Annotated in this window: 22 protein-coding genes; 9 read left to right on the forward strand and 13 right to left on the reverse strand. The window is 73.5% G+C overall.

The features are described from left to right. Nucleotides 1–358: 358 nt before the first annotated feature. From AVL61_RS05220 to AVL61_RS17320, 3 genes are all read right to left on the reverse strand, one after another. Nucleotides 359–1159, reverse strand: coding sequence for a GntR family transcriptional regulator (locus tag AVL61_RS05220; protein WP_058873303.1), 801 nt, complete (start codon nucleotides 1157–1159; stop codon nucleotides 359–361). After that, nucleotides 1156–2157: a zinc-binding dehydrogenase gene (locus AVL61_RS05225; protein ID WP_058873304.1), complete on the reverse strand. Its 1002-nt coding sequence runs from the start codon at nucleotides 2155–2157 to the stop codon at nucleotides 1156–1158. The genes AVL61_RS05220 and AVL61_RS05225 overlap by 4 nt, the downstream gene beginning before the upstream one ends. Before the next feature lie 86 nt (nucleotides 2158–2243). After that, nucleotides 2244–3089 (reverse strand): MSMEG_6728 family protein, encoded by an 846-nt coding sequence (locus AVL61_RS17320; protein ID WP_082696976.1) that lies wholly within the window; start codon nucleotides 3087–3089, stop codon nucleotides 2244–2246. 82 nt (nucleotides 3090–3171) lie between these two features. On the opposite strand from AVL61_RS17320, the gene AVL61_RS05235 reads away from it, so the two are divergent. Then, nucleotides 3172–4572 (forward strand): MFS transporter, encoded by a 1401-nt coding sequence (locus AVL61_RS05235; RefSeq protein WP_058873305.1) that lies wholly within the window; start codon nucleotides 3172–3174, stop codon nucleotides 4570–4572. A gap of 101 nt (nucleotides 4573–4673) precedes the next feature. On the opposite strand, the gene AVL61_RS05240 is transcribed toward AVL61_RS05235, so the two are convergent. The 4 genes from AVL61_RS05240 to AVL61_RS05255 form a co-directional block, all read right to left on the reverse strand. Then, complete coding sequence (locus AVL61_RS05240; protein ID WP_058873306.1) at nucleotides 4674–6347, reverse strand: thiamine pyrophosphate-dependent enzyme; 1674 nt, start codon at nucleotides 6345–6347, stop codon at nucleotides 4674–4676. A 277-nt stretch (nucleotides 6348–6624) separates the two neighbouring features. Further along, nucleotides 6625–8040, reverse strand: a complete 1416-nt coding sequence (locus AVL61_RS05245) for a sugar porter family MFS transporter (protein ID WP_058873307.1) — start codon at nucleotides 8038–8040, stop codon at nucleotides 6625–6627. 169 nt (nucleotides 8041–8209) lie between these two features. Then, on the reverse strand, nucleotides 8210–9403 hold the full coding sequence (locus AVL61_RS05250; RefSeq protein ID WP_058873308.1) for an ROK family transcriptional regulator: 1194 nt from the start codon (nucleotides 9401–9403) through the stop codon (nucleotides 8210–8212). Nucleotides 9404–9507: 104 nt separating this feature from the next. Then, a complete protein-coding gene (locus AVL61_RS05255; RefSeq protein WP_197412643.1) occupies nucleotides 9508–9840 on the reverse strand; it encodes a glutaredoxin domain-containing protein in 333 nt (110 codons plus the stop codon). A 426-nt stretch (nucleotides 9841–10266) separates the two neighbouring features. On the opposite strand from AVL61_RS05255, the gene AVL61_RS05260 reads away from it, so the two are divergent. Then, a complete protein-coding gene (locus AVL61_RS05260) occupies nucleotides 10267–11100 on the forward strand; it encodes a phosphatase PAP2 family protein (protein WP_231738281.1) in 834 nt (277 codons plus the stop codon). A gap of 121 nt (nucleotides 11101–11221) precedes the next feature. Here AVL61_RS05260 and AVL61_RS05265 read toward each other — a convergent pair whose 3' ends face one another. The 3 genes from AVL61_RS05265 to AVL61_RS05275 all read right to left on the reverse strand — a co-directional run bounded on the left by AVL61_RS05265 (nucleotide 11222) and on the right by AVL61_RS05275 (nucleotide 15480). Beyond that, nucleotides 11222–13453: an MMPL family transporter gene (locus AVL61_RS05265; RefSeq protein WP_058873310.1), complete on the reverse strand. Its 2232-nt coding sequence runs from the start codon at nucleotides 13451–13453 to the stop codon at nucleotides 11222–11224. A gap of 126 nt (nucleotides 13454–13579) precedes the next feature. Then, nucleotides 13580–13969 (reverse strand): universal stress protein, encoded by a 390-nt coding sequence (locus AVL61_RS05270; RefSeq protein ID WP_058873311.1) that lies wholly within the window; start codon nucleotides 13967–13969, stop codon nucleotides 13580–13582. Nucleotides 13970–14016: 47 nt separating this feature from the next. Next, nucleotides 14017–15480 carry an APC family permease gene (locus tag AVL61_RS05275; RefSeq protein ID WP_058873312.1) on the reverse strand — a complete coding sequence of 488 codons (1464 nt, stop codon included), beginning with the start codon at nucleotides 15478–15480 and terminating at the stop codon, nucleotides 14017–14019. 127 nt (nucleotides 15481–15607) lie between these two features. Here AVL61_RS05275 and AVL61_RS05280 point away from each other — a divergent pair, with 127 nt between their 5' ends. After that, nucleotides 15608–16687, forward strand: a complete 1080-nt coding sequence (locus AVL61_RS05280; RefSeq protein WP_058873313.1) for a nitronate monooxygenase — start codon at nucleotides 15608–15610, stop codon at nucleotides 16685–16687. Between the two features lie 22 nt (nucleotides 16688–16709). Here the strand turns inward: AVL61_RS05280 and AVL61_RS05285 are convergent, their stop codons facing one another. From AVL61_RS05285 to AVL61_RS05295, 3 genes are all read right to left on the reverse strand, one after another. Continuing rightward, complete coding sequence (locus AVL61_RS05285; protein ID WP_058873383.1) at nucleotides 16710–18236, reverse strand: peptide MFS transporter; 1527 nt, start codon at nucleotides 18234–18236, stop codon at nucleotides 16710–16712. A gap of 256 nt (nucleotides 18237–18492) precedes the next feature. After that, nucleotides 18493–19332 carry an aldo/keto reductase gene (locus tag AVL61_RS05290; RefSeq protein ID WP_058873314.1) on the reverse strand — a complete coding sequence of 280 codons (840 nt, stop codon included), beginning with the start codon at nucleotides 19330–19332 and terminating at the stop codon, nucleotides 18493–18495. Nucleotides 19333–19537: 205 nt separating this feature from the next. Further along, entirely contained in the window at nucleotides 19538–20377 is an 840-nt protein-coding gene (locus AVL61_RS05295) for an SIR2 family NAD-dependent protein deacylase (protein WP_058873315.1), read from the reverse strand. Nucleotides 20378–20489: 112 nt separating this feature from the next. On the opposite strand from AVL61_RS05295, the gene AVL61_RS05300 reads away from it, so the two are divergent. The 6 genes from AVL61_RS05300 (at nucleotide 20490) to AVL61_RS05325 (ending at nucleotide 26482) form a co-directional block, all read left to right on the forward strand. Next, nucleotides 20490–20876, forward strand: coding sequence for a hypothetical protein (locus AVL61_RS05300; protein WP_058873316.1), 387 nt, complete (start codon nucleotides 20490–20492; stop codon nucleotides 20874–20876). Between the two features lie 90 nt (nucleotides 20877–20966). Next, nucleotides 20967–23897 (forward strand): DUF4040 family protein, encoded by a 2931-nt coding sequence (locus AVL61_RS05305; RefSeq protein WP_082696977.1) that lies wholly within the window; start codon nucleotides 20967–20969, stop codon nucleotides 23895–23897. Further along, on the forward strand, nucleotides 23897–24352 hold the full coding sequence (locus tag AVL61_RS17325; RefSeq protein ID WP_082696978.1) for a sodium:proton antiporter: 456 nt from the start codon (nucleotides 23897–23899) through the stop codon (nucleotides 24350–24352). Before AVL61_RS05305 ends, AVL61_RS17325 begins: the two co-directional genes overlap by 1 nt. Further along, the gene (locus tag AVL61_RS05315) at nucleotides 24349–25854 is read left to right on the forward strand and encodes a monovalent cation/H+ antiporter subunit D family protein (RefSeq protein ID WP_058873317.1); all 1506 of its coding nucleotides are present in this window, start codon (nucleotides 24349–24351) and stop codon (nucleotides 25852–25854) included. The genes AVL61_RS17325 and AVL61_RS05315 overlap by 4 nt, the downstream gene beginning before the upstream one ends. After that, nucleotides 25851–26228 (forward strand): Na+/H+ antiporter subunit E, encoded by a 378-nt coding sequence (locus AVL61_RS05320; RefSeq protein ID WP_058873318.1) that lies wholly within the window; start codon nucleotides 25851–25853, stop codon nucleotides 26226–26228. Before AVL61_RS05315 ends, AVL61_RS05320 begins: the two co-directional genes overlap by 4 nt. Continuing rightward, the gene (locus AVL61_RS05325; RefSeq protein ID WP_058873319.1) at nucleotides 26225–26482 is read left to right on the forward strand and encodes an MrpF/PhaF family protein; all 258 of its coding nucleotides are present in this window, start codon (nucleotides 26225–26227) and stop codon (nucleotides 26480–26482) included. The genes AVL61_RS05320 and AVL61_RS05325 overlap by 4 nt, the downstream gene beginning before the upstream one ends. The last annotated feature ends 2 nt before the right edge of the window (nucleotides 26483–26484 follow it).

Genomic DNA, 26484 nt, shown 5'->3' on the forward strand with positions numbered 1-26484 from the left:
ACCCGGTGTTCAGCTGCCGTTCGTCGTGGCGCCACCAGGGACTCCTACGGTGGTGCCGGTCGGCAGGAGCCCCCCATTCCTGCTCGGCCGGCACGGGTGCACCCCCGGGCAGCCGTGCCGGATGCCCCAGCCCGCCGACGGGCCGGCTGGGGCATCCGACCGCCCGTCGGCGCAGACGCGCTCAGCCCCGGACGGGATCGGCGGGAGCGCACCCCCGTTCGGTCCCCGTCGTGGCGCCAGCCCCGGACCCCGGCCCAGCACCGTGGCCCGGCCCTGCGGCCCGGCACCGTGGCCCGGCCCTGCGGCCCGGCACCGTGGCCCGGCCCTGCGGCCCGGCACCGTGGGCCGGCGCCTCGTCTCAGTACCCTGCGGAGGCGGCGTCCCACACCTGCGCGGTGAGCTCCTCGACGCGCTCCGCGGGCGTGCGCCGGGCGAGCAGCGCCTGGGCGACGAGCCGTCGCGCGGTCGAGGCGAGGTGCTCGCGCATGGCGCGCGCCGCCGCCTTCTCGTCGCGGGCGAGCACGGCCCGCACCAGGGCGTCGTGCTCCCGTGCGAGCTCGTCGACGGGCCGCCGCGACGCGGCGGCCACGACGCCCAGGAAGGCCGTGGTGGTGCGCAGCCGCTCGACGAGCTCGAGGGCCTGGGAGTTGCCGGCGAGCAGCAGCAGCAGCCGGTGCAGCCCCTCGTCGGCCCGGGCGGTCGCCTCGAGGTCCCCGGTGCGGGCCGCGTCGTGCATCGTCTGCCACTGGGCCCGGACGCGGTCCAGCTCCTCGGGCCCCGCGAGCCGGGCGGCCCGCCGGGCGGCGGGCACCTCCAGCGCCGTGCGCACCGCGAGGATCTCCGCGACGTCCGTGGGGCTGACCTCGACGATCTCGAAGCCGCGGTTGCGGTGGAACCGGATCAGTCCGGCCTCGCCCAGCCGCAGCAGGCCCTCCCGCACCGGGCTGCGGGAGACGTCCATGGCGGAGGCCAGCTGCTGCACCGAGTACAGCCGCCCGGGCTCCATCTCCCCAGCGGTGATCGCCCGGCGCACCGCGGCCATCACCTGCACGGCGAGCGAGCTCCCGGTCGTGGCGGCGACGGAGGGCAGCGCGGGCAGGGCCGCCCCGGGGCGGCCCTCGTCCGGCGACGGGGCGACGGCGCGGGGTGCGGTGGTCACGGGGTGATCGTCAGCTTGATGTCCCCGGGCCGGTGCTCCTCGGCCCGCTGCATGGCCTCCGCGATCCGTTCGAGGGGGTACTCGGGCCCGAGGCAGTGCTCCACGTCGATCTCGCCCTCGGAGATCCGGCGGAGGGCCTCCCGGAAGGACGTCAGGCCGGGCTCGGCCTGCGCCGCCACGGAGCACTGCAGTCGCAGGTTCTTGCGGAACGCCGTCCACAGCGGGACCTCGGTGGGCCCGTGCCGCTCCGGCAGGCCGAAGAAGCCGACGATGCCCCGGTCGGCCGCGAGCTCCACCGCCTGGTCGCGCAGCACGTCGTGCCCCACGGCCTCGATCACGAGATCGGCCCCACGGCCGCCGGTCACCTCGGCCACGACCGCGGCGAGGTCCTGCTCCGGCACCCGCACGGGGACCGCGCCCAGCCTCCGGGCGACCTCGAGCCGCCCGGCGTCCAGGTCGGAGGCGACGACGTGCTCGAAGCCCAGTCTCCGGGCCTCCTCCACGAAGAACAGCCCGGCGGAGCCCGCGCCCATCACCACGCACGTGTGGGAACGCCGCGCGGGCGTCTCCACGGGCCAGAACTGGCGCATGGCGTAGAGGCAGGTGCCGTACTGCTGCGCCATCATGAGCCGCCGCAGCTGCCGGGAGTCCGCCGGGTCCGTGCCGGCGGGCAGCTCGACGACGTGCAGGTCGTCCAGCAGCTGGAGCTCCGCGAAGCACCCGCCCATCTCGCCCTGGGGGACCGTCAGCACCAGGGCGCCCTCCGGAACCCGCTCCGACCGGGACGCGACCACCACGCCGACCCCCTCGTGGCCGGGGTAGCCGGGGCGGCGCGGCCCCTCTGCGTGGAGCAGCCCGTGGAAGGTCGCGTGCAGGTCGGACCCGCAGATCGAGGCGTGCAGCATGCGCACCACCAGCTGACCGGGTTCCCGGGCCTGCGGGTCGGGCCAGTCGGTGACGGTGATCGTGCCCGTCGCGGGGACGTGGGACCCTCGCATGCGCGCCTCCTCGTGTCGGGCGCGCCGGGCGCCGGTGGGTGACATGCTACCCACGGAGGTGCGTGCGGGACCTGCGTGACGCGGGATTAAACCCGGGGCGCGCCCGCGGCCGCGCCGACGGACCCGGCGGGGACGGCGAAGAGGGGCCGGGGGGACTGCAGCCGGGCCGGGGCCGGCAGCTCCCGGCGCAGGACCCGGTCCCCGCGCTCGAGCTCGAGGGAGAACCCTGCGACGGCGTGGTGGACGTTCTCGCTCAGCACCGTCCGTTCCACCACCTGCTCAGGGCCGGGCGCCCCGTGCAGGAGCAGCACGGGTTCGCCCTCCCGCAGCTCGTGCTCCACCCGGGCCACCGCCTGCATCCAGTGGCTCTCCCGCACACCCTCCGGGACGCGGAACGGCACGAGGACGGCGCCGCCCGCCGCCTCGTGCGCCGCCGGGGCCAGGACCCACGCCCGCCGGCCCTGCGGCGGTTCGGCGGGGGGAGTGCGGCCCTCCGCGGGCACGGGCCACACGTAGTCCAGCCCGGCGGGGTCGTCGGGGAAGACCTCGCGGTAGAACTCCTCGTCCTTGCGCAGCAGGTTCGACCGGTGGGAGCGGTGCAGCGCCTCGTCGCCGAGCCACGGGGGCGGCGGGGCCACGTCGTCGCCGGGACGGCGGTCCCAGGCCTCGGGGGCGAACTCGCGGATCTGCCACCCCGTGCTGTCGGCTCCGCCGCGTGCGGTCCACTCGTCGACCATCGCGCGGCCGTAGGCGACCAGGGCGGGAACGTGCCCCGCCCACATCGCCGTGGCCGGGTGGCGGTACCACCCGTAGCCGGGCACGGTGGCCGCGCGGAGCACCTGCAGGGTCTCCACCCGCTGCTTGCCGAGCCGCTTGCGGTCGAGGACGCGGGCGGAGCGGGCGAAGTCCGGGTACGGGAGGAACGTCTGCACCGCCCCAGTGTCCTACGGATCCGCGGCCACCACCACCGGAGCGGCCCGTGCGCAGGGGACGGCACAGGGGGACACTGGGGGCATGCCCCTGCCCCGTGCGCTGGAGCCGTTCCGGCTCGGCCGGTACCGCGTGCTCGCCTTCGCGATGTTCCTCAGCGTGTTCGGCACGGGGATGTGGGCGGTGGCCCTCGTGAACCAGGTCCTGCAGCTGGACGGGACGGCCGTGGACCTCTCGGCCGTGACGGCCACGGGCGCCCTCGGCATGCTCGTCTTCGTGCTCGTGGGCGGGATCGCGGCCGACCGCTTCCCCCTGGCCTCGGTGCTGCGCCTCGTCGAGGCGGCCAACCTCCTGACGGCGGCGGCGGTCACCGTCCTGGCCGTGGCCGGCGGGCTGCGGATGTGGCAGCTCGCCGCCGCGGCGTTCGTGTTCGGTGCCGGCTTCGGCTTCTTCTACCCGGCCTACTCGGCCTCGCTGCCCCGGATCCTGCCGGCTCGGCAGCTGCTCGCGGCCAACGGGACGGAGGGCACGGCCCGCCCGCTGCTGCAGCAGGCGGCGGGGCCGGCCGTGGCCGGCGTGCTCATCGGGGTGGCCGCGCCCGGTGGTGCGCTCGCCCTGATCGCGCTCTGCCACGCGGCCGCGCTCGCCCTGCTGCTGCGCCTGGACGTGCCGGGCCAGGACGCCGGACCGGGCGCAGAGCCCACCGGGGGAGCGACCGCGGAGCCCGCCGCGGGGTCTGCCGGGGGAGCGGCCGCGGAGCCCTCCGCAGAGCCCGCCGGGGCGCCGCACGCCGGGGAGCCGCTCCCGGCACCCGGCGCGGGGAAGCGCTCCCCGCCGCGGGAGCCCGCCGGCGCGCTCCGCTCCGTGCGGGACGACCTCATGGAGGGCGTGAGCTACACGGTGCGGACCCCGTGGCTGCTGTGGACGCTCCTGTGGGCGGTGCTCGCGGTGTTCCTGCTGCTGGGGCCCCTGGAGGTGCTCGTGCCCTTCCTGGTCCGGGACCGCCTGGGCGGGGACGCCTCCGTGTTCGGCTATCTGCTGGCGTGCTACGGCGGTGCCAGCGCGCTGGCCTCGCTCGTGGTCGCGTCGTTGCCCCTGCCGCGGCGCTATCTCAGCTGGATGATCGTGCTGTGGGGCTTCGGGACGCTGCCCTTCGGTCTCGTCGCCACCACCGACTCGTTCTGGGTCATGGCGCTGTGCCTGGCCTTCGTCGGCGCCGGGGACGGCGCGGGCATGGTGCTGTGGGGCACGCTCCTGCAGCGCCGGGTGCCGCGCCACCTGCTGGGGCGGGTCTCGAGCCTCGACTTCTTCGTCTCGATCGCCCTCATGCCGGTGTCGATGGCGGTCGCCGGGCCCGTGGCCCAGGTGGTGCCGCTGCCGGTGATCTTCTGGACCGTGGCCCTGCTGACCCCGGCGCTGGGGCTCGGTGCCCTGTGGGCCGGACGGATGCGCGAGGACGAGCTCGCGCATCCGCTGGCCGGCTGAGCGGCACCGCCGCGGACCACAGGCGCACGGGCCGGGGCCGCGTCCCGGGCGGGCGCGGCCCCGGCCCGGGACGCCGTGCGGGGCGGTGGACGTCCGGCGGGTCAGTACGCCTTGACGCGCTGCTCCACGATCAGGTGGATCAGAGCGAAGCGGCCCTGCTCGTCGATCGCCTTCAGGGCGGCCTCGAGCGCGCCGGGGATCTCGGCGTCGGTCTCCACGCGCACGCCGTACCCGCCGAAGGCCTCGGCCATGAGGGCGAAGTCGGGGTTGACCAGCTGGGTGCCCGAGACCCGGTGCGGGTAGTCGCGCTCCTGGTGGGTGCGGATCGTGCCGTACTCCTGGTTGTCCATCACGATCACCAGCGGGGTGGCCCCGTACTGGGTGGCGGTGGCCAGCTCCTGGCCGTTCATCAGGAACTCCCCGTCACCGGCGATGGTCACCACCCGCCGGCCGGGGTGGCGCAGGGACGCGGCCACCGCGGAGGGCACCGAGTAGCCCATGGAGCCGTTGCGGGCCGAGATCATCGAGGCGTAGCCGCGGGTGGGGAAGTAGCGGTGGGCCCAGTTGGTGTGCTCACCGGCGCCGAAGGTCACCATCGCGTCGGCGGGGAGGTCCTTGACCAGCTCGGCCATGAGGGTGTCCATCCGCGCCGGGCCGTCACCGGGGGTGGCGGTGGGGGTGGAGAACTCGACCTGCTGCGCCCGCAGCCGGGCGGTCCACTCCTTCCACGCCTCCTTGGCCGGAAGGTCGATGCGCACCAGGTCGCGGACGAACACGTCGGGCTTGGCCACGATCTGGTAGGACACCGGCCCGGAGCGCCCGCGCAGGGAGGGGTCGATGGTGACCAGGAAGTTCTTCTTGTTCCAGTCCTGGCGGACCAGGAACCCGTTGGTGATCACGTCCCCGGGCACGGTGCCCACGAAGACCAGCAGATCGGTCTCCTCGAGCATGTCGAAGGTCGGCTGGGGGCGGCCGTAGCCGATCGGGCCCACGTAGGAGTCCGAGTCGAACGGGACGGTGCCCTCGGTGCGCCACTCGGCCGCGGCCGGCAGGTGGTGCTCCTCCAGCCAGGTGGTGAGCCCGGCCGCGCCCTCGTGGGTCCAGTCGTTGCCGCCGGTCACGAACAGGGGCTTCTCCGCCGCCGAGAGGGCCTCGCGCAGGGCCTTCCAGTCGTTGACGGTCATCCCGCCGTGGGCCACGGGGATCGGCGGGTGCAGGGTCGCGTCGATCTCGGCCTTGATGATGTCCTCGGGCAGCCCGACCACCACCGGGCCGGGCCGGCCGGAGTTGGCGGCGAACATGGCCTCGGCCACGATCTCGGAGGCCCGCTCGGCGTGGTCGAGGACCATCACCCGCTTGGCCCCGGAGTCGAACCAGGCGTGCGGGTCGAACTCCTGGAAGGCCTCCTTGTCGCGGTGCTCGAAGGGGATCAGGCCCACGAACAGGACCATCGGGGTGGAGTCCTGCCAGGAGGTGTGCAGGCCCACGTGGGCGTTGGCCGCGCCGGGGCCGCGGGTCACCATCGCCACGCCGGGCACGGGGCCCATCTTGCCGTCGGCCTCGGCCATGTAGGCCGCACCGCCCTCGTGGCGGCACACGACCGTCTCGATCGGGGACCGGTGCAGCCCGTCGAGCACGTCCAGGTAGGACTCGCCGGGCACCACGTAGGTGCGCTGCACGCCGTGCGCCACGAGCGTGTCCACGATGACGTGGCCCGCCGACTTGCGGGCAGTGGTCTGTGCGGGGGATGCGGGGTCCGCGGTGGTCTGGGTCAACGTGGGTCCTTTTCGCCGTTGAAAATGGAGTGGTGGGGCTGGGCAGGCCGGAGCCGGGTCGGGGATCCCGGCCTCGCGCAGTTCTCTCGAAAATACCCGATGAAGGGGACGAACCGTGTCCTGGGGGTCACGGAGCGGTAAAGAAGCACGCACGGCGGCCGGGGTGCGCCGTGCGGTCCCGGGCCGGCACGGTGCTCCGTGCGGCCGGGCCCGGGAACGACGACGGCGGTGGTCCTCCCGTGAGGGGAGGTCCACCGCCGACGGTCCTGCGGGACGCTCAGTCCATCATGTCCTCGAGCTCGATGCCGGTGGTCTCACGGACCATCTTGACCGTGAAGAGCAGGGACATCAGCGCGAAGAAGGCGTAGAGACCGTAGGCGACGCCCAGGGAGAAGGCGGCCAGGGCGGGGAAGGTCACGGTGACCAGCCAGTTGGCGATCCACTGCACGAACCCGGCCACGGCCAGCGCGGCGCCGCGGATCCGGTTCGGGAACATCTCGCCCAGCAGGACCCACATCATGGGTCCCCAGGAGACGCCGAAGAAGACCACGAAGAGGTTGGCGGCCACGAGCGCGACCGGGCCGGAGGTCGGGCCGAGATCGGGCTGGCCGTTCACGACGTCCGCGGTGGCGAACACGACCGCGAGGGTGGCCAGCATCAGGGTCATGCCCGCCGAGCCGACGAGCAGGAGCCGGCGCCGTCCCACCTTCTCGACGAGGGCGATCGCCACGATGGTCACCGCGACGTTGACCACGGACGTGATCACGGTGATGGTGAACGAGTTCGACTCGGTGAAGCCCACGGCCTGCCAGAGCACGTTCGAGTAGTAGAAGATCACGTTGATGCCCACGAACTGCTGCAGCGCCGCCAGGCCGATGCCGACCCACACGATGGGCTTGAGGCCGGCCATCCGGCCCCTCAGATCGGACAGCCGGGGCTTGTGCTCGCTGCGGAGGGACTCCTTGATGAGGCGCACGCGCTCGGTCGCCGAGGCGGAGCCCTGCAGGTTGGCCAGCACGGCCTGGGCCTCTTCCGGCCGGCCGTCCTCCACCAGGTAGCGGGGGGACTCCGGGATCGTGAAGGCGCCGATCAGGTAGGCGAGAGCCGGAACGGCCTCCGCCATGAACATCCACCGCCAGGCGTCGAGGCCGAGCCACAGCTCCTCGGTGGAGCCCCCGGCGAGCCCGGCGAGCCAGGCGTCCACGGCGAGGGAGATGAAGATGCCGAGCACGATGCCCATCTGCTGCAGCGAGCCGAGCCGCCCGCGCACCGCGGCGGGGGCGACCTCCGCGATGTAGGCGGGGGCGATGACGGAGGCCACGCCCACGCCGACGCCGCCCACGATGCGCCAGAAGATCAGCCAGCCGAAGCTGTCGACCACGCCGCAGCCGATCGCGCTGACGAGGAAGAGCACCGCGGCGATCTTCATGACGGGGACGCGGCCCAGGGCGTCGGCCACCCGGCCGCCGAAGAAGGCGCCCGCCGCCGCGCCGAGCAGCGCGGAGGCCACGGCGAAGCCGAGGGGGCCCGGGCTGACGCCGAACTCCTCCTGGATCGCGGAGACCGCGCCGTTGATGACGGCGGAGTCGTAGCCGAAGAGGAAGCCGCCGAAGGCGGCGATGATGCTGATCCGGAGGACCGCCGAGGTGTTCGGGTGCTCCTCGACCGTGGGGGTCGTGGCGTCTTGGCTCATCGGACAGCTCCCTTGCTGGTGGGGAGATCGGCGTGGAGCCGGCCCGTGCCGACCGCCGCACCCCGGGGTGGACGCGCCCGCCGACGCCGACGGGTTCTTGTGACGCGGTCCACACTAAAACTCGGTGCGCAGAATGTCCATTAGTCGAAGACGAGCGTGGCGCGGCGCGTCATCCGCCCGGACCGGCCCCGGAGGGCAGCTCCGCGTGCTGCAGCGCGAGGATCACGGCGCCCGCCACGTGCGCCTCGATCCCCAGCCGGGCGGCCTCGATCCGCAGCTCCTGCACGCTGCCGCGCACGCCCTGGCGGGAGACGACCTCGCGCATCGGGGCGAGCAGCAGCTCACCGGCCCGGGCGATCTCACCGCCGACGACCACGAGCTCCGGGTTGATGGTGTTGCACAGGTTGGCCACCGCCGTGCCGAGCAGGCGGCCGGTGTCCCCGATGACCCGTCCGCAGCCCACGTCGCCCGCGAGGGCCGCCGCCACGAGATCGGGCACCGTCAGGTCGGCGCCGTGGGTGGCGGCCAGCAGCTGGGTGACGTCCCGGGAGGAGACGTAGGTCTCGAGGCACCCGCGGTTGCCGCACCGGCACACCCTGCCGTGCTCGTCGACGGTGGTGTGGCCGAGCTCCCCGGCGGACCCGGTGGCGCCGCGGAACAGGGTGCCGTTCAGGATCAGTCCCGCGCCCACGCCGTGGCCGATCTTGAGGTAGGCCATGTGCTGGGCCCCGCGTCCGGCGCCCCGGGCGTGCTCGCCCAGGGCGCCCGCGTTGGCGTCGTTCTCGACGACGACGGGCAGCCCGAGCCGGCGGCCGGCCTCCTCGCGCACGTCGATCCCGCTCCACGCGGGCAGGATCGCGCTCGCGCTGACGAGCCGGCCCTCGAGGTCCACGGGGGCCGGGAGGGTGAGCCCGGCGGCGAGCAGGCCGGACCGGGGCGTGCCGTGCTCCCGGAGCAGGGCGCCGAGGGTGCGGCCGACCAGCTCGAGGTCCTCGGCGAAGCGGTGCTCGTCGGGCAGCTCGTGGCGCCGCTGGGCGAGGATCCGCTGGTTCAGGTCCGCGACGGCCACCGTGACGTGGCGGTGGCCCACGTCGATGCCGACCACGTGGCCGGCCGAGCTGCGGAAGCCGACGAGCTGGCCGCGGCGGCCGGCGCCGTCCGTCTCCATGACGAGCAGTCCGGCGTCGATCAGCTGGTGCACGATGTTGGACACGGTCGAGGGCGCCAGCGCGGTGCGCCGGGAGATCTGGGCCTGGGTCAGATGCCCGTCACGGCGCACCGTGTCGAGCACGCGGCGCTGGTTCGCGTTGCGCAGGGACGTCTGCGAACCGGGCGGAACGGGGAACCCCACGGGCTCGGACATCAGCGCCCTCTTTCACCGGTGAACGTCGAGAGGAATGTCATCCTAATCCGTGTTCACGGCTTGAAGACAGGGGGACGACCCGGTTTCTCCCGTCCGCAGGGGGCTCAGAGCACCTTGGCGGCCTCCGCGATGAGTGCCCTGGTCGCGGCGACCTGGGCGGGGGAGGCCGCGACGAAGTGCTCGCTGCGGGTCACCACCGTGGGGACGGTGGCGTTGCCGTCGTTGAGGGACTCGACGAACGCGAGGGCGTCCCGGTCCTCCCAGATGTTCGTCCACGCGGCCCGCCCGGCGTCGGCGCCGAGCCCGCGCTCGAGCATGCCGCAGAAGGGGCAGCCGGGCCGCCAGTAGACGGCCACCCCGCCCTCCTGCACGTGCTGCACGGCCTCGGCGTGGGAGAGGGCCGGTCGGGTGCTGCGGGACGGGTCCTTCTTGAACACGGGTGCTCCTCGCGGGTCGGCGGCGGGGTGGGAGTGGCGGCCCAGTCTAGCGGCGCTCGGGACCGGCACGAGCTGTCCCCTGATCGGGGGACAGGTCCCTCGGGCGGCGTCGGACGCCAGTTCCCCGGCGGATGGGGTGTCCGCCGTGCTGATCAGCCTTTTTAGTTTGACCATGAACTTCTTTCGCGCGGTTCCACGTGGAACGGCACGGAAGAACAGAGACATCACTCTTTTCCGGATGATGGGGAGCGAACAGGGGCCGCAGGGGACGCAGAACGTCACACGAACGCCCGGGCAGAGGAATTCCCGGCCGCAAGCTTCATGATTTGTCATTCTCTGTACCGATTCGGGCAATTCTTCCCGAACTCTCTTGCCAACCGGGCGCGCGGGAATCCGGCCGACGTGACGTGTGCCATGGTGGTGGGCATGGCACAACCGGCGCAGCATTCTTCCCCCCGGCCGGCCCGCTCCACCTGGTCCCTCCCCCAGCTGCACCAGTGGGTGGTCGTCCCCTTCATCGTCGTGCTGGCCACGGCGACCGTGGGACGGCTCCTGGTGTACTCCCCGGGGATCGCGGCCCAGGAGACCGAGGTCCTGCACCGGCTCGACGCGGCACGCCTCGGCGTCCTCGACGCCCTGGCGCTCGTGCTGCACCACGCGTTCTCCACCCCCGGGGCGTTCGCGATCATCGCCGCCCTCACGGCCTGGCTCGCCCTCGCGCGCCGGCGCCCGTGGGACGCCGCCGGTTTCGCGGTCACCGCGCTCGCCGGCTGGGCCGCGGTCGGGATGGTGCAGGTCGCCGTCGGCCGCCCCCGGCCGGCGGCCGCGGCGTCCCCGGAGCCGCTCGTCCTCGTGGAGGGCCTCACGTCCTTCCCCTCGGGGCACGCGGGAGCCGCCCTGGCCATCGCGGTGGCCTTCGGCCTCGCCGTGCGCCGGTCGAGGCTCGCCTCCACCGCGCTCGTCGCCGGGCTGGTCACCGCCGTGCTCGTCGGGCTGTCCCGGCTCTACCTGGGCGTGCACTACCCCCTCGACGTCCTCGCGTCCTTCCCCGTCGCGTGGGCCGGTGTCGCCGTGGGCTGCGGGCTCGCCAACCACCTCGTGCCCGCCCTGGCCTACGGATTCGGCTGGCGGCAGGAGGACGCGGTGTGGCACGACGTCGACCAGGAGCCCGTCGTCGCGGGAAACCCCGCGGAGACCGCTCGTCCCGACACCGCCCGGGTGCCGGTCGTGGCCCGGCGGGCGGACCACCGCGCCGCCTGACGCACCGCCCGGCCCGGCCGGGAGGAGCGCCGGCCGCCGGATCGGCAGGGCCGCCCGGGACGCAGGGGCGTCACGGGTCCTGCGGCGGGGGCGCCCGGTGCGACGGCTCGGGCGCCACCGCTCAGGGCTCGGTCCGCCGGTGGAAGGGCCACCAGATGGCCCGGCCGATGTCGTAGGTCAGTGCCGGCACGAGCAGCGACCGGACGATCAGGGCGTCCAGGAGCACGCCGAACGCCACGATGAACGCCAGCTGCACGAGGAACATGATCGGGATGACGGCCAGTGCCGCGAACGTGGCCGCGAGCACGATGCCGGCCGAGGTGATCACCCCGCCGGTGAGGGTCAGTCCCCGGAGGATGCCCGCCCGGGTGCCGTGGACCAGCGTCTCCTCCCGCACCCGGGACATCAGGAAGATGTTGTAGTCGATGCCCAGCGCCACGAGGAAGACGAAGCCGAAGAGCGGGACCGAGGGATCCGCCCCGGGCAGGTCCAGGACGTGGTTGAACACCAGGGCGGAGACGCCCAGGGCCGTGAAGAAGGAGACCACGGTCGTGAGGATCAGCAGCACCGGCGCCAGGACGGAGCGCAGCAGCAGCATGAGGATCAGGGTGATGACCCCGAGGATCACGGGGATGATCAGCGTGCGGTCGGCGATCGAGGTCTCGTTGGTGTCGATGTTCGTCGCCGTGGTGCCGCCCACGAGGATCTCCTCGTCGGCCGCGTGCAGGCTCTCCCGCAGCTCGCGGACGGTCTGCTCGGCCTCCGGGGAGTCGGCGGCGTCGGACAGCGTGGCCTGGAGCTGGTAGAGCCCCTGGGCCTCGGTCGGCTCGGCCCCGGCGAAGGGCCCCGCCGGCGGGGGAGCGTCCTCCCCGAGGGGCAGGGTGCCGGAGGGCGAGTCCGCGGAGACGGCGACGACACCGGCGACCCCCTCGGTGTCCTCGACGACCTCGACCGCGGCGTCCAGGGAACCGGTGGGCACCAGCAGGACCGCGGGGCTGCCGGAACCGCCCGGGAAGTGCTGGGCCAGGGCCTCCTGGCCGTCCCGGGCCTGGGACTCGCCGAGCACGAGCTCGCTCTGCTCCACGCCCGAGGCCTGGAACTGGGTGCTGAACCCGGCGAGGGCGAGGAGCACCACCGTGGTCACCACCCAGATCGCCCGCGGGGCCCGGGCCACGAACCGGGCCACCGAGGCCCACACGCCCCGGCCCTCGACGGTCGGGCGGCTGCCGGGACCGTGCTCGACCACGCGCACGCGCTCCGTGCCGGAGGCGTCGTAGCGGGGCCGGAACGGCCAGAAGGCCGCCCGTCCCGTGGCGTGGAGGACGGCGGGCAGGAAGGTCAGGGCCGCCAGGATGGACATGACGATGCCGACGGACGCCACCGGGCCCAGCGCCTTGTTGGAGGCGAGGTCGGACAGCAGCAGGCACAGCAGGCCCGCGATGACGGTGGCGCCGGAGGCGACGATCGGCTCGACCGAGCCCCGGAGGGCCGCCCGGGTGGCGTCCGTCCGTCGCCGGTGGTGCAGCAGGGCGTCCCGGTACCGGGCCGTGTACAGCAGCGAGTAGTCGGTGGCGGCGCCGACCACCAGGATGAACAGGATGCCCTGCACCTGTCCGCTGATGGTCACGAGCTCGTTGGCCGCCAGCCAGTACACGACCAGGATCGCGGCGCTGAGGGCGAAGACGGACGTGAGCAGCACCAGGACGGGCAGCACGGGGGACCGGTACACCACGAGGAGGATCACGAAGACCACGGCCAGGGCCACGCCCAGCAGGAGCCCGTCGATGCCGGCGAAGCCGGCCACGAGATCGGCCGTGAAGCCGGCGGGGCCCGTGATGTAGCTCTGCAGGCCCTCGGGGCGGTCCTGCTCGAACCGGTCCGCGAGGGCCTCGACGTCGTCGACGACCTCGCCGTCGGGCAGGGGCACGACGAGCTGGAAGGCCTCCCCGTCCTCCGACGGGATCAGCGGCGAGGTCTGGCCCTCGGCGAGGCCGCTCTCCTGCACGGCGGCGGCGGCCTCCTCGGCCCACGCCCGGTCCGCGTCGTCGAGCCCGCCCTCCCGGACGAGGAGGACGATCGCCGGGATCGCCTCCGAGTCCCGGAACTCGCTCTGCAGCCGCGTGACCTGCGTGGACTCGGTGGACTCGGGCAGGAAGCTGGACTGGTCGTTGGTGGAGACCTCGGAGATCTTCCCGAAGTAGGGCCCGCCCACGCCCGCCACCGCGAGCCACCCCACGATCAGCAGCGCCGGCAGCAGGATCCGCAGCAGCGTGGCCCAGCGGGGACGCCGGGGCGGCTCGGGGGCCTCGGCCCAGGGGGCAGGGCGGGATGCAGGAGGGGCCGAGGTGGTCATGGCGGGCCTTTCGGGTGCGGCTGGAGCAGGTCGGAGCCGCGGAGACCGACGGACCCCCGCGCGGGACCGGAGGCGCCGGGGTCTGGGACCAGCCTAATATTTCGAAAACAGAAATAAAATCCCGGATCAGTCGTAGACGGCCTTGACGCACAGCACCGGGCAGGGGCTCTCGAGCAGGACGCGCTGGGCCGTGCTGGCCATGATGATCTTGCCCACGGGCGAGCGCCGCCGGATGCCCAGCACGATGAGCTCGGCCCGGGAGTCACGGGCGGTGTCGAGGATGACGTCGGCGGGGTCGCTGTCGTGCTCGGGCTCCCGCAGCTCGTAGCGCAGCCCCGAGCGGGTGAGCTTCTCCTGCTCCACGTCGATGTCCGCGCCGATCTCGGGGGGCTGGTGGCGCTTCGGCCGCGGCTGCACCACCATCAGGTCGGTGCCGCGGCGCTCGGCCTCCAGGATGGCCGCGTCCAGGGCGGCGTGTCCGGGGGCGGTGGGCATGTATCCGACGACGACGGTCACGGGTTCTCCTCGGGTAGCGGCGCGGCAGGGGGCGGTGGACGGCCGGCTCAGGGGCCGCGGTGCGGGTCGGTCCCCTCGGGTTCGTCCTCCATGCGGGCGAGGTCCTCCGGGTGCTCGAACCGGACCTTGCGGCCGAGGAACAGGCGGTCGTAGAGGAAGTTGACGAGCCACAGGGCCAGCCCGATCAGCAGCAGGACCACGGCGATCTGGTACTCGATGAGGTCCTGGGCCCACGGCCCCACGAGATAGGCGCAGGTGATGGCGCCCAGGTAGGGCAGGACCCGGGGGGCGTGGAAGTAGTCGTGGGTGGGGGAGTGGTCCTTCCGCAGGATGATCGCCGCGATGTTGACGATGGTGAACACGCCCAGGAGCAGGAGGGCCGTGGTGCCGCCGAGGGCGCTGGCCGTGCCGCTGCCCAGGAGGTTGTTGATCACGACGATCAGGGCCATCGCCAGGAGGGTCGTGAACACGATGGCCGACCAGGGGGTGCGCCGGCCGCGCAGCACGTGGCCCAGGAAGTCCGGCAGCACGCCCTGGCGGGACATGCCGTAGAGCAGCCGGGAGGCCATGAGCATGTTGATCAGGGCGGTGTTCGCCACGGCGAAGATCGTCAGGAACGGATAGATGGTGTCGATCGGGATGTTCGGGGCCCCGATCCGGACCATGTCCAGCAGCGGCGTGGTGGACTCGCCGAGCACCCCGATGGGCACCACCGCCACGGTGAAGATGGACACCAGGATGTAGACGACGCCTGTCAGGCCCAGGCCGAAGAGCATCACCCGCGGGAAGTCGCGGCTGGGGTTCTTGGTCTCCTCGACCATGTTCACGGAGTCCTCGAAGCCCACGAAGGAGAAGAAGGCGAGCGAGGTCACGGCGGTCAGCGCGAGGAAGATGCCCTTGTCCTCGGAGGTCTCGAAGACCATCGTCTGGCTGAAGTCGGCCTGGCCCTGGAAGGACGCCCAGAAGCCCACGAGGATCACGATGAGCAGCCCGGTGAGCTCGATGGACGTCAGCACCACGTTGAAGGCGAGACCCTCGGTGACGCCGCGGATGTTGATGGCGCACAGGATCGCGATGAAGACCACGGCGATCACGGTGATGGTCGTGGTGGTCACCTCGAGGCCGAAGCCGCGGGCGAAGTTCGACGCCACGGCCGAGGCGGCCGTCGAGGCGGAGGTCAGGCCCGAGCTGAGCACCGCGAACGTCACCAGGAAGGTGACGAAGTGGACGCCGAACGCCTTGTGCGTGTACAGCGCGGCACCCGAGGCGCCGGGGTACTTGGTCACGAGCTCGAGGTAGGAGAACGCCGTGATGGTGGCGACGATGAACGCCACGAGGATCGGGGCCCAGGCAGCACCACCGATCTCGCCGGCGATGTTGCCGGTCAGGGCGTACACGCCGGTGCCGAGGATGTCGCCGACGATGAACAGCAGGAGCAGGCCGGGGCCCATGACGCGCTTGAGCTCGGGCTGCGGGCGGGACCGGGTCTTGGAGTCGGCGGACTGGGCCATCGGATGCCTCGAATCGGTGGTGTCGGGCGGCGGACCTCGGCGGCGGGTGATCGTGGCCACAGCCTATGCCACGTCCTGTGCCGCGCCCAGGGGTGACGCGCCCCCTCCGTCTGCCTAGCCTGGTGGCATGGTGAGCACCCCGTACCTCTTCCGGCTGAACGACCTGTCCGTCCCGTTCGTGGGCGCGCCCATGGCCGGAGGGCCCTCGACCCCCGCGCTCGCCGCGGCCGTCACGGCCGCCGGCGGACTGGGGTTCCTGGCCGCGGGCAACCGCCCGGTGGACGGCGTCCGCGCCGACGTCGAGACGGTGCGGGAACTGACCGACGGCCCCTTCGGCGTGAACCTGTTCGTCCCGCAGGCGGCGAACACCGCGGCGCCCGGGACGGCGGTCGATCCCGCCGTGCACCTGTCCGTCGGGGCCTACCGGGAGGCCCTGCAGGACACGGCCCGCCGGTACGGCGTGGAGCTGCCGGACACGGACCCGGCCGACGACGACGGATGGGCGGCCAAGCTCGAGCTCGTGGAGGAGCTGCGGGTGCCGGTCGTCTCCTTCACCTTCGGGCTGCCGGCGGCCCCCGTGCTGGAGCGGCTCGCGGCGGCGGGTGTTGCGACGTCCGTCACGGTGACCTCGGTGCCGGAGGCCGAGGCCGCGGTGCGGGCCGGCGCCCACCTGCTGACGGTGCAGGGCCCGGCCGCCGGCGGGCACCGGGGCACCCACCGCACGGAGGACGTCCCGGGCGAGGAGCCCCTGGCCGAGCTCGTCGCCGCGGTCCGCGCCGCCGTGGAGGTCCCGCTCGTGGCCGCGGGCGGCATCGCCTCGGCGGCGGAGGCGGACGCGGCCCGGGCCGCCGGCGCGGACGCCGTCCAGGTCGGCACGCTGCTGCTGCGCACGCCCGAGGCGGGGACCTCCGCCGCGTACCGGGAGGCCCTCGGCTCGGGCCGCTACACGGAGACCGCCGTGACCCGGGCGTTCTCGGGCCGGTTGGCGCGGGGCGTGCGCAACGGCTTCGTCGAGCGCTTCACGAACATTGCTCCAGCGGCATATCCGCAGGTCAACCAGTTGACGAAGCCCATCCGGGCGGCTGCGGCCGCGGCCGGGGACCCCGAGGCCATCTCTCTGTGGGCCGGCCCGCACTTCGCGGCCGCCCGGGAGGTCCCCGCCGCGGAGGTCGTGCGGGACGTCGTCGGCGGCCCGTCCGGCCCCTGACAGCGGGTGCCCGTCCCGGCCGTCAGCGCACTCCGCGCATCATCCGCCGGATCCAGCGGGACAGCACGAGCAGGGTGGCGCCGATGACGATCGTGACGGCGCCCAGCGTCCCGAAGTACGCCGCCTCGGTCTGCTCGCTGTAGTAGCCGGCCAGCGCGCCGGACAGGGCCGTGCCGAGGGCCACCGACAGGTAGAAGAGGGCGACCATCAGCACGGGATAGGCCCGCGGGGCCAGCCGGGTGGACAGGGACAGGCCCACCGGGGAGACCATCAGCTCGCCCAGGGTGGCGACCAGCAGGATCAGCGCGGCCCACAGGACGGGCACCGAGGACACCCCGACCATGGGCAGGAAGATCAGGAACGCCGATCCCATCAGCACGATGCCGAGGCCGAACTTGGTGGGCGTGCCGGGCTGGCGGTCGCCCAGCTTCGTCCACAGCACCGCGAACACCGGCGCGAGCAGGATGATGAAGAAGGGATTGAAGGACTGGACCCACGAGATCGGCATGGTCCAGTCGCCGAGTGCGCGGTCCAGCCGGGTGTCCGAGTAGATCGTGATCACCGTGAACTGCTGCTGGAACAGCGCCCAGAAGGCGGCCGAGCCGATGAACAGCGGGATGAACGCCCGCACGCGGGAGCGCTCGTCGTCGTCGACCTTCCTGCTCGTGAGCAGGAGGGCGAACAGCGCCACGGCCGCCACCACGATCACGCCCACGACCACGTCGGCCAGGTTGGCCGCGTTCAGCGCCCCCGTGAGGACGGCGGCCACGACGACGACGACGGCGGCCACGGCGATTCCCACCCACTTCCCGTACTGCTCGCGCGGCAGGGGATTGGGCACGTGGTGGACCTCGTCGGGGAGCCGCCGGCGGCCCAGTGCGTACTGGGTCAGGCCGAAGGCCATGCCGACCGCGGCCAGGCCGAAGCCCAGGTGGAAGCCCCAGGTCTTCTGCGCGAAGCCCGTCAGGAGCGGTCCGAGGAGCCCGCCGATGTTCACGCCCATGTAGAAGATCGAGAAGCCGGCGTCGCGGCGGGGGTCCTGGCGGTCGTAGAGGGCGCCCACCAGGTTGGTGATCGTGGCCTTGAGCCCGCCCGAGCCGATCGCGATGAGGATCAGGCCCGCCGTGAGCCCCGCGACCGCGGGGACGAGCGCGAGCGAGACGTGCCCGGCCATGATGAGCACGCCGCTGACGAACATCGTCCGCTCGGAGCCCAGCAGCCGGTCGGCCACCCACCCGCCCAGGATGGCGAACAGGTAGACGGCGCCGCCGTAGGCGCCCACGATGCCCGCGGCCGTGGCGCGGTCGATGCCCAGTCCGCCCTCGGTCGCGGCGAAGTACATGTACAGCAGGACGATGCCCTGCATGCCGTAGAAGGAGAAGCGCTCCCACAGCTCGACGCTGAACAGGTTCGCCAGCATGCGGGGCTGGCCGAAGAACGTCTTCTCGTCGGGGCGGGGCAGGTCCGCGCCCGGGATGTTGTCGGGGTTGCCGTGCGGAGCGGTGGCGCTGGTGGTGCCGTCGCCCTCACGGGACGTGTCGTGGTTCATGACCATCATGGTTCACCCGCCGGCGCGGTTCGCGCCAATCGGCGCGCGGAGCCCGGCGCTCGGACTCCGGCGCGCGGAGCCCGGCGCACGGACTCCGCGCGGGCGGCCCCGCCGCGCGCCCGTGCCGTCCGTTCCGGTCGGTGCCTCCACGGACGGCGCCCGGGGCGACGGTGCTCCCGCCGCCGCCCCGGTCGTCGCGCCCGGGGCGTCGCGCCCGGGTCGTCGCGCCCCGGTCGTCACCGGGTGGAGCCCCGGATCAGTTGAAGTCCTTCGGGTCCGCGCCGATCCGCCCTCCGTTGTCGAGGCCGTTGATCGCCTGGACGTCCTCGTCGTCCAGGCGGACGTCGAGGGCCGCGTAGTTCTCGCGGATCCGCTCCGGGGTGACGGTCTTGGGGAAGACCACGTTGCCGAGCGCCAGGTGCCAGGCGATGATGACCTGCCCCGGGGTGGCGCCGTGCTTGCGGGCGATCGAGCTGATCACCGGGTCCTTGAGCAGGTCGCCGCCCTGGCCCAGCGGGGACCACGCCTCGGTGAGGATGCCGTGGGAGGCGTTGAAGTCCCGCAGCGCGGCCTGGTTGAAGTACGGGTGCAGCTCCACCTGGTTCACCACGGGAACCACGCCCGTCGCGTCGATGATCTCCTGCAGCTCCTCGCGGGGGAAGTTGGAGACGCCGATGGACCGGGCCTTGCCGCTGTCGCGGATCTCCTGGAGCGCCTTCCAGGTCTCCACATACTTGCCGCGCTGCGGCGTGGGCCAGTGGATGAGGTAGAGGTCGACGTGGTCCAGGCCGAGGCGCTCCAGGGAGGCGTCGATCGCCTTCAGGGCGGCGTCGTGGCCGTGGTCGTCGTTCCAGAGCTTGGTGGTCACGAAGATCTCGTCGCGCGGGACGCCGCTCTTCGCGATCGCCCGGCCCACGCCCTCCTCGTTGCCGTAGATCATGGCGGTGTCGATGTGGCGGTAGCCGGCCTCGAGGGCCTGGCCCACCACGTCCTCGGCGATGTCGGCGTCGACCTGCCACACGCCGTAGCCGAGCTGCGGGATGGTGTGGCCGTCGTGCAGGGGGAGGGTCGGGGACTGCGTCGTGGACTGGGTCATGGACCGTGCCTTTCGTGGAGGGACAGCCCGGGGCTGTCGGGGAGGGCCGGGAGCAGGGCACCCGGCCCGGTGTCCGTCGATCAGTCTCCGCCCGCCGCCGCGCGCTGACAAGAAGGACAGCGTGCTTTCTGCTCTCAGCAATCGGTCCCCGGGCCGTCGCTCCAGGGCCGTCGGTCCCCGGTGCTCAGCAGCAGGCGGCCGGCGGTCAGCGGCCGGTGCCCGGAGGCGGGGCCGACGGGGACCGGTCGTCCCGCGGGGGCAGCAGGCGGGGGAGGGCCTCGGCGGCCCCGGCCCGCACGGTGTGGTCCGCGTGCGGGGTGAGCACGGTGTCCTCGGGGTTGATCTCGACCACGGGCGTGCCCTGGCCGGCGGCGAGGAGCGGCAGGGACGCGGCGGGCTGCACGAGTCCGGAGGTGCCCACGACGAGCACGAGGTCCGCCGCCGCGACGGCCGAGGCGGCCCGGTCCACGGCCCCCTCCGGCAGCAGCTCGCCGAACCACACGACCCCGGGCCGCACCGGCCCGCCGCAGGCGCGGCACGCCGGGGGCAGCACGCGGGCGGGCTCCTCGGGCAGGGGCTCCCCGGCGCCGGGCGGCGACTCCGGGCCGTCCGGCGCCGCCAGGCCGGGGACGAGGTGCTCCGGGAACGGGGCGTCGCAGACGGAGCAGCGGAACGCGAACAGGCTGCCGTGCAGGTGGGCGAGCACCGTGGAGCCCGCCTGCTCATGGAGGTCGTCGACGTTCTGGGTGACCACGTGGACGTGGGCCCGGTCCGCCCACCGGGCGACCGCCCGGTGCCCGGCGTTCGGGCGGAGCCGGCGCAGCTGACGGGCCCGCCAGAGGTACCAGGACCAGACGAGCTCCGGATCGGCGTCCCACGCCTCGGGGGTGGCCAGCTCCTCGGGGGACCAGCGCGCCCACAGCCCGGTGCCGGCGTCGCGGAAGGTGGGCACCCCGCTCTCCGCCGACATCCCGGCGCCGGAGAGCACGGTCACGGTGCGGGCGGAGCGCGCCAGCTCGAGCAGCCCGGGGTCGAGGTCGTCCATGCCGCTGACGGTATACGCCAGGAGGCGCCCCGGCCAGGGCTCCCGGCGCCGCACCGGAGAAACGCCCGGCCGCGTTGGTCGATCCCCGCGCGCGCGTGGTGGAATGGAAACCATGAAGTTCAACGTCCAGCGCGTTCTGACCCCCGCCTACCTGACCTCCATCGCCCTCGTCGTGGTCGGAGTGGTCCTCGCCCTGGCGTGGTACCCCAGGACGGCATGGGTGTTCGTGCTCGCCGGCCTCGCGCTCAACGCGATGGCCGTGTCCGTCACCGAGATCAACGACGCCCCGCGCGCGCCCGGCGCGACCGCACGCCGCCGTCCGTCCCTGCCCTCCCGTCGCACCGGCGCCGGCCAGCACGGCGGCGAGCACGGGGACCGGGGGCCCACGAGCCCCTCCGAGCAGGCCGAGGGCGGGGCGGCCGTCGAGCCGGAGGCCGAGACGCAGGCCACCCCGGTCGTCCCCTCGGCGGGGTCGAGCTCCCTGAAACCGCGGCGCTGACACCGGGCGGACCCGTTCCGGGGTCCGCACCGAGGCCTCCGCCGGATCCGCCCACCTCGTTCCCTCCCTTCGACCGGACGGTTGCCAGGCGTGTCCCTCCTCGTCATCCTCGCTCTCGCGGTTCTGCTGGTGCCTGCGGCCGGCGTGCTCGGCCGCCTCGCGGGCCGGGACGCGGGCTGGCCGCTCGCCGCGGGCCTGCTCGCCCTCGCGGGTGGTCTCGGGTCCGTGTGGAACGACCGGACGGACCCGGAGGACGTGCTCCAGCAGGTCCCGTGGATGCCCACCCTCGGGATCTCCCTCCACCTGCGCCTCGACGGGCTCGGGCTGCTCTTCGGGCTGCTCGTGCTGGTGATCGGCGCGGTGGTCCTCGCCTGGTCCAGCCGCTACCTGGGCGACGGCGGCCACGCGTCCTTCTACACCCTGATGACGTTCTTCGCGGCGGCGATGCTCGCGCTGGTCCTCGCCGACGACCTCGTGGTCCTGTTCGTGGCGTGGGAGCTCACCACGCTGTGCTCGTTCCTGCTGATCGCCCGCTCGGGGCCGGAGGGCCGCGACCCCGCGATCCGGACGTTCCTGGTCACCGCGGCCGGCGGGCTGTGCCTGCTCACCGCGGTGGCCGTGATGTGGGCCGCGACGGGGACCACCCGGCTCAGCGCCGTGCTCACGGACGGTGTGTGGGACGCGTCCCCCGGCCTCGCGGCGCTGGTCGCCGTGCTCGTGGCCCTGGCGGCCTTCACCAAGTCCGCGCAGTTCCCGTTCCACGCCTGGCTCCCGGACGCGATGGTGGCGATCACGCCGGTGAGCGCCTACCTGCACGCGGCGGCGATGGTGAAGGCCGGCATCTACCTCATGCTCCGCTTCACGGAGGCGCTGCACGACGTGCCGGTGTGGAACGTGCTGCTCGTGTCGGTCGGGCTGCTCACGGCACTGATGGGGGCGGTCCTCGCGCTGCAGCGCCACGACCTCAAGGAGCTGCTGGCCTACTCGACGGTGAGCCAGCTGGGCTTCCTGACGGCGACCATCGGCATCGGCACCGAGTACGCGGCCGTCGGCGCCGCCGTTCACGTGGCCGCCCACGCGCTGTTCAAGGCGGCGCTGTTCATGGCCGTCGGCGTGATCGACCACCAGGCCGGCACCCGCGACCTGCGCGCACTGTCCGGGCTGGCCCGCAGCATGCCCGTGACCGCCGGGACCATGGTCCTCGCCGCGGCCTCGATGGCGGGTCTGCCCCCGCTGTTCGGCTTCGTCTCCAAGGAGGCGATGTTCAAGGCCATGGCCCACGGTCCCGCCCCGGCCGCGGCCGCGTGGCTCGTGGGGGCCGTGGCGGTGCTCGCCGCGGCCTGCACGTTCGCGTACTCGGCCCGGATGCTCACGGTGCTGCCCGGCCGGGTCCCGGCGGACGCTCCCCGGGAGGCGTCGGCGGCCTTCCTGGCGCCCGTGGCCGTGGTCGCCCTGGCGGGGCCGGTCCTCGGCCTCGCGGGCGCCGCCGCCGAACCGCTGCTGGGCGCCGCCTCGACCGCCGTGGCGGGGGACGGGGCCGAACCGCACCTCGGCCTGTGGCACGGGTGGTCCCCGGAGCTGTTCATGTCGCTGGCCGTGTTCGTCCTCGGCGGCGTGCTCGTGCTCGGGCGCCGGCCCGTGGACCGCCTCCTGGGAGGGCGGTCGTTCCCCGTGACCGGCGTCGCCGTGGTGGAGGCCTTCCGCCGCGGGTCCATCGCCCTGGGGGAGCAGGTCGGCCGGCCCACCCGCTCCGACGTGCCCCGCCGGCACCTGATGCCGCCCGTCGTCGCGCTCGTGGCGCTCGCCGCCGTGGGCCTGCTGACGGTGGAGGTGCCCGGACTCTACGGCGACCCGTCCACCCTCACCGACTGGGTCCTGCTGGTCCTCGTGCTCATCGGGGTGGCGCTCGCCCTGCGGGCCCGCAGCCGGGTGGGACTGCTGACCATCGCGGGCGACGTCGGCTTCGCGGTCGCCCTGTGGTTCTACGCCCTCGGGGCCACCGACGTCGCCCTGACGCAGCTGCTCGTGGAGGTGCTCACCGTGGTGGTCATCGTCCTGCTGCTCAACCGGCTGCCCTCCACGTTCCACCGCACCGGCGAGGTCCGGGGATGGGTGGCGGCGGCCGTGGCGGTCCTGGCGGGCGCGGGCGCGGCGGCCGCCACCTGGCTGCTCACGGACCGGCGGGGCCTGTCCCCCGCCGGTCGGTACTTCCTCGAGCAGGGCGAGGAGCAGACGGGCGGCACGAACGTGGTCAACACGATCCTCGTGGACTTCCGCGCCCTGGACACCCTCGGCGAGCTGACGGTGCTGGGCGTGGCCGGCCTCGCCATCGTGGTGGCCATCGAGTCCCGCGGCCTGCTCCCCAAGCGGCCGAGCCCGATCACCGAACCGGACGACTCGCCGATCCGCAGCCCCCGGGAGAACATGGTGGTCCTGCGCGTCACCGCCCGCACCCTGGGCCCCGTCATCGTGGCGCTGTCCCTCTTCTTCCTGCTGCGCGGGCACGACGCCCCCGGCGGGGGGTTCATCTCCGCCCTGATCGGCGCCGCCGGCATCGCCCTGGTCTACCTCACGGCCGCCGACGACCGCGTCAGCCGCATGCGCCTGCCCTACACGCAGTTCATCGGCGCGGGCGTCGTGGTCGCCGTCGTCGTCGGGTTGCTGGGTCTGCTCGAGGGCTCCTTCCTCCGCCCCCTGCACGTCGACGTGCTCGGGCTGAAGGTCACCACGGCGCTCGTGTTCGACGTCGGCGTCTACCTCGCCGTGGTCGGGGTGATCGTCGCCGCCATCAGCCGGCTCGGCGTCGACGAGAAGGAGCCCCTTCCCCTGCGCCGCGCGGGCTCCGTCTCCTCGGTGCTGCGCTCCGGGCCCCCCGCCACGAGCACCACGTCCCGACCGCACAGCAGCGAGACGGCACCGGCCGGCACGGTGCACGACGAGCACGACCGCACCCGTCCGCCGCTGCCGGAACGCCCGGACCCCTTCCGCGCGGCGGGCCGCGCCCCCCGGAAGGAGCCCTGATGGCGATCGCCCTGACCGTCGGCGTGCTCGTGGCCGGAGGAGTGTTCATGATGCTGCGCCGGGGCATGGTCCGCGTGGTCATCGGCTTCATGTTCCTCAGCCACGCTGTGAACCTGATCATCCTGGCCGCCGGCGGGGCCGACCGGCGCGGCGAGGCGCTCGGGGGCGGCCCCGACCCGGCGACCACGGCCGACCCGCTGCCCCAGGCCTTCGTGCTGACCGCCATCGTCATCTCGTTCGCCGTGACGATCTACCTGCTGGTGCTCGCGGTGACCGGCGACGCCGACGACGACACCGATCTCGAGCTCACCGGCCGGGAGACGGAGACCCCGACCTTCATCGACGACGCCGGGGGGTCCTCGGCGCTCGCGGCCGACGAGCTCCGCCCTCCTGCCGCGCGCCGCCGCGGCAGCCACCCGGCCGGGAGGAGACGGTCCCCGGGTGGTCGTCCGTGAGCGCGGAGCTGCTCCCGCTGTTCGTCGTCGTCCCGCTGCTCGCGGCGGGGGCGCTCGTGCTGCTGGGCGATCCCGGGCGCCTCGCCCGGACCACGCTGCTGGGCGTGCTGGGGGCGGACGTCCTGGCGTCCCTGTGGCTCGTGATCGCCCTGCGGGACGGACCGGCCGTCCTGGCCCACGCCGTGGGCCGGTGGCCCCCGGGGGTGTCCATCCCCTTCGCCGCGGACATGCTCACGGCGCTGATGCTCACGATGACGGGCAGCCTCACCCTGGTCTGCGCGAGCTTCGGGGTGGTCTCCCACCAGGCGCGCAAGCGGTTCTTCGCGCCGCTGGTGCTCGTGCTGACCGCCGGGTTCAACGGAGCGCTGCTGACGGCGGACCTCTTCAACCTGTTCGTGTTCGTCGAGACGATGCTCCTGCCCTCGTACGGGCTGATCATCCTCGCCCACCGGGGCCGCGGGCGGCTGATGCAGGTGACGTCCGCGCGGATCTACGTGACGGTCAACCTGCTGGCCTCGACCGTGCTGGTGGCCGGGGTCGCCCTCGTCTACGGCGTGGCCGGCACCGTGAACCTGGCCGAGCTCGCCGGCCGTGCCGCGGAGGACTCCGCGGTGGCGATCGCGGCCGCGGTCGTGCTCCTCGCCCTGTCGGTCAAGGCGGCCGTGGTGCCCGTGCACGGCTGGCTGGCCCGGAGCTACCCCTTCATGTCCCCCACGGTCACGGCCCTCTTCTCCGGGCTGCACACCAAGGTGGCGATCTACGCGATCTACCGGATCTACGCCGTGGTGTTCGACGGCGCGGAGGAGTTCCTGTGGGTCGGTCTGCTGCTGTTCTCCGTGACGATGGTGGTGGGTGTGCTGGGGGCGGTGGGCGAGCAGGACGCCCGCAGCGTCCTGGCCTTCCACATGGTCAGCCAGATCGGCTACATCCTGCTGGGGGTCGCCCTCTTCGGCCCCGCGGGCCTGACCGCCGGGATCTTCTACCTGCTGCACCACACGGTCGTGAAGGCCTCGCTGTTCCTGTCGATCGGCGCGGTCGAGATCGGCTACGGGCGCTACCCCCTGGGCCACGTCACGGGACTGCTCCGGCGCGAGCCCCTGGTCGCGGTGGCCTTCTTCGCGGCGGCCATGTCCCTGGTCGGCCTGCCGCCGTTCTCGGGCTTCGTGGCCAAGCTGTCCCTCGTGCTCGCCGCCTTCGGGGAGGGGCGGGCGGCGGTGGCGGTGCTGGCGGTGGTGGTGAGCCTGTTCACGCTGCTGTCCATGCTCAAGGTCTGGGGGAAGATGTTCCTGGGCGAGCCGGAGGACTCGGCCCGGGAGGTCCTCGAGGCCGCCGGCGTGCGGGAGCGGCGGATCCCCGCCCGGCTCGTGGCGCCGGCGCTGGTCCTGGTCCTGGTGACCCTGGTGCTCGGCGTGGGCGGGGAGCTGCTCCTGGGGGTCGCCGCCGTGGCGGCCGAGGGGCTCGTCGACACCCGGGCGTACGTGGAGGCGGTGTTCGGGACGTGAAGTGGGTGACGTGGTTGCCGCGCATCGTGGGGTTCCTGCTGTGGTTCGCCCGGGAGGTCCTGGTCTCCAACCTCGCGGTGATGCACGATGTGTTCACCGTGCAGCAGCGGTCGTCCCCGATCGTCGTGCGCTGCCGGAGCCGGTGCCGCACCGAGTTCGAGACCGCCACGCTGGCGGTGCTCATCTCCCTGACCCCGGGGACCCTGACCCTCGCCACCGCCGCCCGTGCCGGGGGCGAGGACGGGCTCCCCCCGGGGCACGACCTCTACGTGCACGTCATGTACGACAACGACCCGGACTCGGCCCGGCGCCGTCTCCGCGAGTTCGAGACCCGCCTGCTGCGCGCGGTCCGGGTGGAAGGAGCACCTCCGTGATCGGCATCCTCTTCGGCGTGCTGGTGCTGACGGCGTCCGTCGTGGTCGCCGGCGTCCGCATGTTCGTGGGCCCCAACGACGCCAACCGCGTGATCGCCTCCGACCTGCTGTTCTTCTCGGTGATCGGGCTGATCGCCCTGATCGGGGTCCTGGTGCGCAGCCGGGCCGTGTTCGACCTGGTGCTCGTGGCCACGCTGGTGGGCCTGCTGGCCACGGTCTCGCTCGCCCGGGCGCTGACCAACGGGAGGCGGTGAGC

The sequence above is a fragment of the Kocuria rosea subsp. polaris genome (genome assembly GCF_001483755.1).
GTDB classification, from domain to species: Bacteria; Actinomycetota; Actinomycetes; order Actinomycetales; family Micrococcaceae; genus Kocuria; species Kocuria cellulosilytica.